The following is an 11256-nucleotide window of genomic DNA, read 5'->3' on the forward strand; positions in this document are numbered from 1 at the left end:
GAGCGGTGGGCGATGGACCATCCCATTCGCGCATGGGCGGCCCTGGGCCTGGCCATCCACCCCAACACCGACGATCCCACCCTGCACCGGTTCAGCCCGGCCGGGGCGTGGGAGCTGATGTACAGCCACCTGGGCTTGGGCATCGCCGACTTGCGCGCCATGATGCTGGCCGGTATCGACGGCAGCTGGGCGGACGCCGCGCGGCGCGCCACCTGGCACGCGCAATGGCCGACGATGTTCGACACCCTGGCCGCCGGGCTGGGATGGGAACCGTCGGCCCTATGAGCGCCACGGCAGACGTCATCCGCCTCAGCCGCGCGGCCGCCGAGTCCATTCCGGCACCGACGGCGGCCATGGCCCGGCGCTGCATCCTGGACTGGTTCGGCCTGGCCATCGCCGGGGCGGGGGAGCCGGTGTCCCGCCTGCTGCGATCCATGGCCCTGGCGGAAGGGGGGCGCCCGGTTGCCACCGTCGTGGGGGGCGGGCAGGGCGTGACGGCGCGCCAGGCGGCCTTCCTGAACGCGGTGGCGGGGCACGCGCTGGACTATGACGACGTCTGCCTGGCCATGCACGTCCACCCCACCACGGTCATTCTGCCGCCGCTGCTGGCGCTGGCGGAGGAGCGGGGCCTGGGCGGCGGGCGGGTGCTGGCCGCCTTCGTCGCCGGCTATGAGGCGGCGGGCATGATCGGCACTTGGCTGGGTGCCGGACCCTATGATCGCGGTTTCCACATGACCGGCACGCTGGGCGCCCTGGGAGCGGCTGCCGCCTGCGCCCACCTGCTGGGGCTGGATGTGGAGGCGACGGCGCGGGCCTATGGCCTGGCGGCTTCGCAGGCGGCGGGCCTGAAGGCGCAGTTCGGCACCATGGCCAAGCCCATCCACGCCGGCCGCGCGGCGGAGGCGGGCCTCACCGCCGCCCTGTGGGCGGAAGCGGGCATCACCAGCCGCACCGACATCCTGGAGGCGCGTCAGGGCTATGCCGCCACGCAAGCGTCCCTTCCCGATGCCGCCGTCGCCTGGGGTGGTTACGAGCTGGACCGCAACTCCTTCAAGTACCACGCCTCCTGCTTCGGCACCCATGGCGCCGTCGAGGCCATCGCGGCACTGCGCGCCGCGGGCCTGGAGGCCGGGCGGGTGCGGGAGGTGCGGCTGACGGTGGATGCCGGCGCCGACCGGATGTGCAACATCGCCACCCCGCAAACGGGGACGGAGGCGAAATTCAGTCTGCGCTTCGTCGCGGCCCTGGCCCTGTCGGGGGCTGACACCGGCATGCCGGACCTGTATACCGACGCGGTGACGGCCCGGCCGGACCTGGTCGCCCTGCGCGACCGGGTGACGGTGGCCTTCGGCCCGCCGGACTGGCCGCCCGACCTGACGGAGGTGGAGGTCACGCTGGCCGACGGGTCCCGCCACAGCGCCCGCTGCGACATGAGCCAGATGGGCGCCGACGACACCCGCCTGCGCGCCAAGTTCCTGCACCTGGCGCGCGCGCTGCCGGAGGGGGCGGCGCAGCGGCTGGCCGACCGGGTGGCGGCCTTCGAGTTCGAGGATGATCTCAGGGCGCTGTGCCGCCTGGCGACACGGGCCTGAGCCGTAAATCAGCGCTTCGGTGGCCGCACCGCCAGGTAGACGGTGCTCCACAACTGGGCAGCGTTGGACTCGTCGGCGTCAGCGCCGCCGGCGCCAAAGGGGGCGATGACATAGCGTCCGTCCCGGAAATCCCAGGACCACAGCTCGGAGTTCCGCACGTCCTTGCCGGCGTCGATGGCCTGCCACAAGGTCGTCTGCATCTTGGTCAGCCTGTCCCTCGTGGCGGTGGGCAGGTCGGTGCGGGCCAACTGGCGGGCCAGGCCGGCGGCGGTCAACGCCTGTTGCCACGACCACACCACCGTGCCGTGATAGGCGGCGCGCGGGAACAGGTCCTGCACCGCCGGCGGGGCGTAGGCCGGGTTGGCCACCAGCATGCCGACGCCGGTCATCAGGCCAGCGGGGAAGGGGCGGGCGGTGGCGTCCACGGCGGCATCCAGCGCGGCGGCGCTGGGGTGGCCAAACAGCAACGCGAACCCTTCATCGGAGTGCAGCACGGGGACGGGCCTGCCGGCCGCGTCCAGCGACAGGGCATGGAAGCGCACCGGACCCTTGGACAGGGCCGCCAGGGCGGCGTCGGCGGGAACGCCGATCTTGGCGGCATAGGCGGTGATGGCCTGCCGCGCCTGGGCCGGTGCCACGGCGACGTCGAACAGGGCGGGGGCCTTGGCCCGCCACACCTTGGCCAAGCCGGCGGCCTTGGCCAGGTCGGAGCGGGCCGCCGCGTCCAGCCACGGGTCCAGCAACCGGCTGGCCAGCAGGGCGGCGGCGGCGTCTAGCGCCGCCGGCACCAGGATGGCGTTGACGTCATAGGGATAGACACCGCCGCCCAGGCCGGTGTTGCTGTCGCGCCATTCGCCCACCTGCTGGCCTGGCTTCAGCCGTACGAGGGTGCTGGTGCCGGGGGCCGCCGCGAAGGGGGTGGCCTGCGCCACCACCCGGCGCAGGTTGCGTACCAGGGCCGCACCCGCCGCCTCGCTCTCCCCATGCCGGCCATCGGGCGCCGTCAGGAATTCGGCGGCCACCGCCTGGCCGCGCGGGTCATCCAACAGCCAGGCCCGCGCCACCGGCGCCAGCAGGAAGTCGCTGTCCACCATCTTGTAGTCATAGATCGGCGCGTCCGACGTCGTGCCGTCGGTTTTCAGGTGGTCCAGGATGGCGAATTCGCCTATGTCCTCCTCATGCGCCACCTCCCCGCTTGGCGACAGGCGGGCCAGGACGGAGCGCAGGCCCGCCGTGATCGCCTCCGGCTGCAGGGCGGGCATCATCAGCATGACCGACATCAGGGTGTCGCGGCCGAAATAGGTGTCGAACCGCCAGGAGCCCGCCAACAGCTTTTCCTGGTAGCTGAGGAAGGTCAGGGCGTCGCGGCTGGCGGGTTGCGGCGCGGCGCTGGCGTTCAGCAGATGGCCGCCCGCCAGCGGTGTCAGCGGCGTCTCCCCGGTCAGCGCCGTGACCCGCAGGCCTATGGTGCCGTCGGCACCCGCCTTCAGGCCGCCCTCCGTCAGCTGGCCGTGCGTCACCGTCACCGTCAGGCGATAGCCGGGCTTGCCATCCAGGCGGTCGCGGGACCAATCCAGCGCATCATCGGTTCGGGTGGGCTCGACCCGAACCTGCGCCGGCACGGTGTGCAACGCTTCGTAATCGCGCAGCACCCGGGTGCTGGACAGCACCCCCTGGCGCGGGATCGCGCTGTCGGCCTTCAGGGTGGCGTCGAACACGATGCCGTGGAGGGGGCGTCCCTTGGCATCCGGAGCGGTCACGGGCCGGGGGGCGCCGGTCAGGGTCCAACTTGCAGCCTCCGGCGTGTCCAGCCACAGGCCCACGCTGCTGTTGCCGGCAGGGAAGGCCACCAGGATGCGGGCGTCCTTGCCGGAACGCAGCAGCAAATGGGCCGCCACCGGACCTTCCCGCAGGAAGGCGTTCAGGTTGCGCCCTTCCGTCAGGCTGTAGGACAGCGCGGGGCCGGCGGCGGTATCGGCGAAGGATGCCGGCGCCCCAACGGGTGCCAGGGCCAGCGTCAGGGCCAGGACGGAACTGGAGAGCAGGCGGGAAAGGCAAGGCATGGGCGGGGTCCTGTCGGGGAAGTGCGGCCAGCGGGCGGGGGCTCAGGCCGGTCCCATCACGCGGCGGAGATAATCTTCGTGGCTGGGCAGGGTCGCGGCGGCCTTGGCCATCTGCTCCCGTAGGTGCCGAAGGTAGGCCAGGTTCTCCTCGGCCGGCATGGTGTCGAGCAGCGGGTTGTAATCGGTGGCCCGCAGGCCTTGGCCCATCAGCACGGCGAACCAGCTGGCCTCGCGGAACAGCTCATCGGTCGACAGCACGATGCGGCCGGTGCGGGTGAAGTGCCGTTCCTTCAGCGACAGCCCCTCGGGCACGGCCATGGCCTGGCAGTGGCGCCACAGCGGCTCATTCCGCCCCTGGGTGCGGCTGTAATGCAGCACCAGGAAGTCGCGCACCGACTCGACGTCGGCGCCATAGACCTGGTTGAATTGGCCGGCCGTCTCTTCCGGGCAATCGCGGGTGGGGAACAGGGACAGCAGCTTGGCGATGCCGCTCTGGATCAGATGGATGGATGTCGATTCCAGGGGTTCCAGGAAGCCGCTGGACAGGCCGATGGCCACCACGTTTTTGACCCAGGCCTGGCGCCGCCGCCCGGTCTGGAAGCGGATCAGGCGCGGATCGGCCAACGCCTTGCCGTCCAGGTTGGCCATCAGGGTGGATGCGGCCTCATCGTCGCCGGCGAACCGGCTGCTGTAGACGATGCCGTTGCCGGTGCGGTGCTGCAGGGGGATGCGCCATTGCCAGCCGAAGGCGTGGGCGGTGGCGCGGGTGTAGGGGGTGGGGGCGGCGACACGCTCGCACGGCACGGCCAGGGCGCGGTCGCAGGGCAGCCAGTGCGACCAGTCCTCGAACCCGCTGTTCATCACCCCATCGATCAGCAGTGCGCGCAGGCCGGAGCAATCGATGAACAGGTCGCCCTCCACCACCTCGCCCCGGTGGGTGGTCAGGCGGGTGACGAAGCCGGTCTCCGGATCCTGCTCGATCCGCTCCACCCTACCCTCGACACGCTTCACCCCCCGTGCCTCCGACCGGCGGCGCAGATGGGCGGCGTAGAGGCCGGCATCGAAGTGGTAGGCATAGCCCAGGGTGGAGAAGAGGGACTTGGGATCGGTGGCTGGTGGCCCGAACTTGCCCGCCATGGCCGCCAGCGTGGCCAGCGAATAGTCCTGGTGGCCGTGCGGGAAGCCGTCCAGGGAGGCACGGATCCAGCGGTGGAAGAACATCTGCGCGTCGGCCGGCCCGCCGTAACGGCCGAAGGGGTGGAAATAGCGACTGTCGCCACCATTCCAGCCGACGAACTCAATGCCCAACTTGAAGGTGGCCTTGGTCTCGCGCAGGAACTGCGCCTCGTCCAATTCGACCAGGCGATTGAACCAGTGGATGGTGGGGATGGTGGCTTCCCCCACGCCGATGATGCCGATCTCATCGGACTCGATCAGCGTCACCTCGAACTGCGGCGGCGTGTTGACCTTGGCCAAGGCGGCCGCCGTCATCCATCCGGCGGTGCCGCCGCCCAGGATGACGACCTTCCGGATCCGTCTGTCTGACACGGGTTTCGCTCTCCTGAAGAAAAAAGGCGGGCGGCGGGCCCCGAGCTGATCCGCCGCCCCCAGGGGAGGAAAGAGGGGAGGAAGCGGGATCAGAACTTCGCGGTCAGGGACACCATGGCGTTGGGGCCGACGATGCCACGGCCATAGAAGTAGCCGTTCACGACCTGCTGGGTGAAGCCCTGGCGGGGGTTGCCCTCCGTCAGGCCCAGCTCATCCGTCACGTTGTCGACGCTGACGTTCAGCGTCATGGCCGGCGTGATGTTGTAGATCGCGCCAATGGACACGACGCCATAGCCGGGCAGTTCCACCTGGTTGCCGTTGTCGGCGAAGATGCGGCCGACATATTTGTAGCGCAGGTAAATCTGGCCCCGGTTGTCCGGCAGGTTGTACTCCGGCGTGATGGCATACAGGATCTTGGGCGTCCGGCCTGGGATCTTGCCGTTGTAGAAAGCGGCCACCTGCGGCGCGATGTTGGTGCCGTTGACGTCAATGAAGCCGACCTTGACGTTGCTGAAGGTCGGGTCCTGGTAGGTCGCCTGGGCGTGGACGCCGAAGGCGCTCAGCGGCTCGTACTGTGGGCGGTAGTACAGGTCGACGTCGACGCCGTTGGTCTCGGAATCGGCGAAAAAGCCCTGGTTCAGGTTGGGATCGGCCGGATTGACGCCGCCGCCCCAGGTCTGGTTCTTGAACTCGGTGCGGAAGCCGCGGACGGTGCCGGTCAGGCCATAATCGGAATAAGTGACGCCGCCTTCGTACAGGGTCAGGGCGGCCGCCTGCGGGTTGGTGCCCTGGGTCTGGTAGGCGTGGGCGTAGCGGGCGTAGACCGACAGGTTCTGGGCGATGGTGTAGTTCGCGCCGGCGGTGACGTGCACCGGCGACTCATGGCCCGAGGTATAGCTGTAGGTGCCGTTGAACGCGTTCGGGTTCACCTGCAGGATGCCGCCCACGCCGGCCGGAATGGCCAGGGGGGAGCTGTTGCCCGACACGGCGTCGGTGTCCTCGCGCTCATAGCGCACGCCGAAGTCGACGTGCAGCTTGTCGTTCCAGGTGAATTCGTTGTTCACATAGACCGACTTGGAGGTCTGGTGGCTGGCGCTGATGCCCTGGCCCCAATCGCCGTAGGAGATCAGGCCGTTGTTGCCCAGGGTCCCCAATACGCCGCCGGCGCTGTTCAGCGCCACCACGTCATAGATGTTGGACTGGTTCGTCACGTCGTTGATGACGGTGGCCACGCCCGACTGGTCGGTGTTGATGTCGGTCGCGTAGAACATGCCGCCCACGGTCAGGCTGTTGGCCCAGCCGTCGCCCGAGGTTTCCCACTTGGCCCCGAAGTCGCTGCCCCAGTCGCGCAGCTTCACCAGCTGGCGGTTCAGCACGGTCTGCTGCAACAGGCCGTTGCCGTTCAGGGCGTTCAGCGCCGCGGTGTTGGATGCTGCCGTGACCTGGCCGGTGGCCAGGTTGCGGATGCCGAACTGTGCCGTGCCGGGAAAGGCCGACAGGCCGGACTGCAGCAGGTTGTAGATGGGGGAAGCGCTGGTGGGCGTCAGGTAGGTGACGGCCGAGGCCAGGCCACCGTTGCCGGTGCCGCTGCCGGCGAAGACGCCGTTGAAGTTCCAGTCGGTTTCCGTGTACCGGCCGCGCGCGAACAGGGAGATGCCGTGGTCGAACTCCCGCTCCCCATCCACGCGGAACTGGTGGCCGGTGGCGTGGATGCCTTCCTGCATGCTGAAATTGCGGAAGCACTGGCCGTTGGCGTAACAGGAATCGGGCACCGAGATGTTGGCGAAACCCTTGCCGATGATGTTGCCGAACTGGGTGTCCAGGCCCGGGACGCTGGAAATCTTGCCGTTGTTGTAGGCGTAGGGCTGGTCGGCGTAGTAGGGGTCGTGCTCGTCCCAGTCCTTGACCGTGAAGCGGATCCAGCCGTCCTCGAACTTGTGCTCCAGCTGGGCCTTGATGTGATAGGTCTCATACCGGAAGGGCGAGCTGCGCACGCCCGGCGTGCTGTCATAGTAGCCGGATATGGCGAAGGCCGTGTCCTTCAGCCCCGGGATGGGGGAGGAGAACCAAAGATCGCCCCGCCGGTCGCCATAGGTTGTGCCGGTGATGCGGGCGATGCCGCCGGCCTCGTCGTAGTTCAGCTTGCGCGAGATGAAGTTGATGGAGGCACCGGCGGCATTGGGGGTCAGGATACCCGAGCTGCCGCCCTGCAGCGCTTCCACCCGGTCGATGGAGATGTCGTTCTGAAACACCTCGTCATCGTTCAGGCCGCCATAGATGGCCGGCATGCCGTCCTCGATCAGGCGGACGAACTGCTGGCTGCCGCCGGGCAGGCCGCGCACGGAGTAGTTGTTGGACACCGGGCCGGCCGTGCCCTCGACGAAGATGCCGGGGATCATTTCCAGCACGTCGACGGTGCTGCGCGGCGCCTTCTGGGCCAGATCGGCCTCGTTCACGGCGGTGATGGCGACGGAGGCGTTCAGCAGGTTGCGCCGGCCGCGCATGCCGGTGACGATGATCTCCTGCAGGTCGTTGGCGCCGGTCGCGGCCTCATCGGTGCCAACGGGGGTGGCCTGGGCCACCGGGGGGGGCTGGGCTGTGCTTGCGGCCGCGGTGTTGCGCAGGGCGGGCGTCAGCGTGGCGGCGCGGTCGGACTTGCGGCTCACCACCGCCGCGCCTGAGGGGTCGCGGTGTACGGTCAGGCCGGTGTTGGCCAGGATGCTGTCCAGGGCCTGCTGCGCCGTCAGGTGGCCTTGCGCGCCCTTGGTGCTGATGCCGGCGACCTCGTCAGCCTTGTAGATCAACTGTGAGCCGGTCTGGCGGATATAGCTTTCCAGCGCCGTGCGCAGGTCACCGGCCGGAATATCGATCACGGCCTCGGCGGCGGACGCCAAAGTGATCGCCGCGCCATTCGTGGAATCGGCGGCGTATGTCAGGGCGGGCCAGCACACCGTCGTCATGAGCGCGGCGGAAATGGCGCGACGGATATTCGGATTTGGCACGATTTCTCCCTACTTTCTGAATTGTTGTATTTGGCTAAGACGAAGGGCTGTGCCGGATCCCCTATCCTTAATTTGAAATTTTTATTTCCCGGCCGTCATCGACCACTTTCAGGCCGAAACCGCTGTGCAGCAGCCGGGCGAAGGCGTCGATATTGGTGGCCTCGAAGCTGCCGCCGATGCGGATGTCGCCCATGGGGCCGTCGGCCGGCACCACCAGCTGCTTGCGATTATAGCGGTTGAACTCCGCCGCCACCTCGCGCAGCGGCCGGTCGGTGAAGACCAGCATGCCGCGCCGCCAGCCCAGCGCGTCCGTCACCTGCTCGGCGCTGCGCATGCTCTTGGCGATGGCCTTGGGCTGGGCCACGGCTGAGCCCAGCTGCGTCACCAGGGTCGGCGCCACCTCGTTGGGGTGGGCCATGTCCTCGACCAGGACGGCGCCCTCGGCCACCACCACCTCGATCCTGTCACCGTCGCGGCGCACCGAGAACTTGGTGCCGACATCGACGATGCGCAGGTCGCCGCTGATCACCACGAAGGGGTGCTTGTCGTCATGCACCACCTCGAAGAACGCCTCGCCCTTGTCCAACCGCACCTCGCGCGTCGTCTGGTCGACGGAGGCGCGCAGGCGGGTGTTGGTGTTCAGCTCGATCTGCGAGCCGTCCATGAGGTGGGCGGTGTAGCGATCGCCCACGCCCGTGCTGAACTTCTGGCCGCCGGCGAAGGGCCAGTCCCAATCGTCCATGGCCGGCAACACCAGGACCATCGCAACCACCGCCGCCGCCATGGCCGCCGCCGGTGCCGCCCAGCGGCGCCACGGCGGGCGTATCGCCGCCGGGCGTGCCAGCGCCAGGGCTGGTAGGTGGGGGGCGGCGCGCAACTGGTCGGCGCGCGTCCAGGCGGCCTCCAGCCGCAGATATGTCACGCGGTGACGGGTGGATGTGGCCAGCCAGGCATCGAACCCGGCCTGGGCCGCCGCGTCCAGCGGGCCGGCGTCCTGACGCGCCAGCCAGCGCGCCGCCTGCTCTTCGATCAGGTCGTGCTCGATCATTGTAGGCCCGCCTTCCGGGGTTGCCGGCCGAAGCGGTTGGCGACGGGTTCGGGGGCGATGTCCGCCATGGCGTCGGCCATCAGGCGCACGCCCTTGGCCACCTGCTGCTCCACCGTGCTTTCGCTGATGCCCATGCGGCGGGCGACGTCGCGCTGGGGCAGGCCGTGCACCTTGCGCAGCAGCGTGACCTCGCGGCAGCGCGGTGGCAGCCTGTTGATCGCCGCCTGCAACAGGCGCAGCGCCTCGCGGCCCACGGCGCTCTGCTCCGGATTGGGGACGGTGTCGGCCACGTCCAGGCCCTCGCTGTCGAGAACGGTCTCGATCGATACCACCTGGGCGCGGCGCGCACGGTCGATCAACAGGTTGCGGGCGGTCATGAACAGGAAGGGCTTGGTCATGTCAGGGATGGCCACGGTCGCCGCCTCGTAGACGCGGGTATAGATTTCCTGCCGCAGATCGGGGATCTCGGCAGCCTCCCGCCATTTGCGGCGCAGATAGCCGGTCAGCGCCGCCTCCAGGGGCAGGACTTCCTGCACAAACCATAAATCCACCGCGCTTCTGTTCACCGGACGTCGGTCCTCCCTGGGGCTTTTGCGGGCCTGGACGGCACCCTTTCCTTGGATGACGAACGGGCGACAAAAATCCCCTACGGACAATTGCAAAAAAGGCTGATCCAGCGGCGGTGGCGACCCTCCGGATCGATCCTTGCAGGATCATGACGCTTTACCGCACCCCGCCGCCGGGATAGAACGGACCCCTATTCCATTGCCTCGATGGCTTTTTTCCGAATCCAGGGGAAGAGAAATGGCGCAAAAGCTCGCCTGGGGCCGCGCTTGGCACGGGCGCAGTTATGATCTGGGGCGGATGACGCTGGCCGATCTCTGGGGCGCATATCTGACCCACCCGGCCATCCAGCTCTATGGCGTCCTGGCCGTGCTGGCGGCCGCGTTCGCCGTCGTCAAGGCGGAGGGCGCGGGCCGCCCGGTCCTGGCGGTGGCGGCCGTCTTCCTCGTCTATCCCATGGCCTGGTATCTGATCCACCGCTATATCCTGCACGGCCGCTGGCTGTACCGGATCAAGTGGACGGCGACGCTGTGGAAACGCATCCATTTCGACCACCACCAGGATCCCCACCTGCTAGAGGTCCTATTCGGTTCGCCGCTGAACACCCTGCCGACCATCGCCGGCGTGACCATGCCCATCGGTTACGCCATCGGTGGCTGGCCGGCGGCGGCCGCCGCCCTGTCCATGGGGCTGGTGCTCACCTGCGTTTACGAGTTCATCCACTGTATTCAGCATCTGAACTACAAGCCCAGGAACCAATTCATCCTGAAACTGAAGCGTGATCATCTGATCCATCATTTTCACAATGAAGACACCAACCTGGGCATCGTCAGTTTCACGCCCGACCGGATATTCGGCACCTATTTCGCCTCCGCCCGCGACTGTCCGAAAAGCGCCACCGTCTTCAACCTGGGCTATGACGTGGAAGAGGCGCGGCGCTATCCGTGGGTGATGCGGGCGACCGGCGCCCCGCCGCGCGACCGTCCGCCGTCCGCCTTCGCCGCTTCTGAAACCGGGGGTACCGCTTCGTGAGTTTGGTTGAGATCGTACCCGTCGCCGGTGCCGCCCTGCTGGATCGCTTCATTCGCCTGCCGGAACGGCTGCATCGGGACGATCCGCACTACATCGCGCCGCTGCATCTGGAACGCAAGGAGGCGCTGACGGCCAAGAACCCCTTCTTCGGCCATGCCGAGGTGCAGTTCTGGCTGGCGCGCAAGGGCGGCCGCGACGTGGGGCGCATCAGCGCGCAGATCGACCGTCACGCCCAGGAACACAGCGGCACCGCCACCGGGCCCAACGCCACCGGTCAGTTCGGCCTGATCGCGGCCGAGGATGATCCGGCGATCATTCAGGCGTTGCTGGACACTGCGGCCGATTGGCTGCGCGCCCGGGGGATGGCCCGCATGCAGGGGCCGCTGAACCTGAACATCAATGAGGAG

General features: G+C 68.4%; 7 protein-coding genes and 2 pseudogenes. 4 read left to right on the forward strand and 5 right to left on the reverse strand.

The annotated features are described in order from the left end of the window. Positions 1–285, forward strand: a pseudogene (locus tag I55_RS05125) (adenosine deaminase); the annotation flags it as partial. Next, on the forward strand, positions 282–1592 hold the full coding sequence (locus I55_RS05130) for an MmgE/PrpD family protein (protein ID WP_044559434.1): 1311 nt from the start codon (positions 282–284) through the stop codon (positions 1590–1592). The pseudogene I55_RS05125 and the gene I55_RS05130, both read left to right, overlap by 4 nt. Positions 1593–1600: 8 nt before the next feature. On the opposite strand, the gene I55_RS05135 is transcribed toward I55_RS05130, so the two are convergent. The 5 genes from I55_RS05135 to I55_RS05155 all read right to left on the reverse strand — a co-directional run bounded on the left by I55_RS05135 (position 1601) and on the right by I55_RS05155 (position 9819). After that, entirely contained in the window at positions 1601–3655 is a 2055-nt protein-coding gene (locus I55_RS05135) for a hypothetical protein (RefSeq protein WP_049973852.1), read from the reverse strand. A gap of 42 nt (positions 3656–3697) precedes the next feature. Further along, entirely contained in the window at positions 3698–5203 is a 1506-nt protein-coding gene (locus tag I55_RS05140; RefSeq protein ID WP_044559435.1) for a tryptophan halogenase family protein, read from the reverse strand. Positions 5204–5292: 89 nt separating this feature from the next. Continuing rightward, a complete protein-coding gene (locus I55_RS05145; protein ID WP_148293577.1) occupies positions 5293–8205 on the reverse strand; it encodes a TonB-dependent receptor domain-containing protein in 2913 nt (970 codons plus the stop codon). Between the two features lie 67 nt (positions 8206–8272). Next, on the reverse strand, positions 8273–9253 hold the full coding sequence (locus tag I55_RS05150; protein WP_044559437.1) for a FecR domain-containing protein: 981 nt from the start codon (positions 9251–9253) through the stop codon (positions 8273–8275). Beyond that, complete coding sequence (locus I55_RS05155; RefSeq protein ID WP_049973854.1) at positions 9250–9819, reverse strand: RNA polymerase sigma factor; 570 nt, start codon at positions 9817–9819, stop codon at positions 9250–9252. Before I55_RS05155 ends, I55_RS05150 begins: the two co-directional genes overlap by 4 nt. Before the next feature lie 238 nt (positions 9820–10057). Here I55_RS05155 and I55_RS05160 point away from each other — a divergent pair, with 238 nt between their 5' ends. After that, complete coding sequence (locus I55_RS05160; RefSeq protein WP_044559439.1) at positions 10058–10849, forward strand: sterol desaturase family protein; 792 nt, start codon at positions 10058–10060, stop codon at positions 10847–10849. After that, positions 10846–11256, forward strand: a pseudogene (locus tag I55_RS05165) (dATP pyrophosphohydrolase); the annotation flags it as partial. The gene I55_RS05160 and the pseudogene I55_RS05165, both read left to right, overlap by 4 nt.

It is taken from the genome of Azospirillum sp. B4 (assembly GCF_000333275.1).
In the GTDB taxonomy this organism is placed as follows: domain Bacteria; phylum Pseudomonadota; class Alphaproteobacteria; order Azospirillales; family Azospirillaceae; genus Nitrospirillum.

Bases quoted from the DNA above. Each gene is read 5' to 3' on its own strand.
- I55_RS05150 (WP_044559437.1), bottom strand. From the start codon at position 9,253: ATGATCGAGCACGACCTGATCGAAGAGCAGGCGGCGCGCTGGCTGGCG.
- I55_RS05130 (WP_044559434.1), top strand. From the start codon at position 282: ATGAGCGCCACGGCAGACGTCATCCGCCTCAGCCGCGCGGCCGCCGAG.
- I55_RS05160 (WP_044559439.1), top strand. From the start codon at position 10,058: ATGGCGCAAAAGCTCGCCTGGGGCCGCGCTTGGCACGGGCGCAGTTAT.
- I55_RS05135 (WP_049973852.1), bottom strand. From the start codon at position 3,655: ATGCCTTGCCTTTCCCGCCTGCTCTCCAGTTCCGTCCTGGCCCTGACG.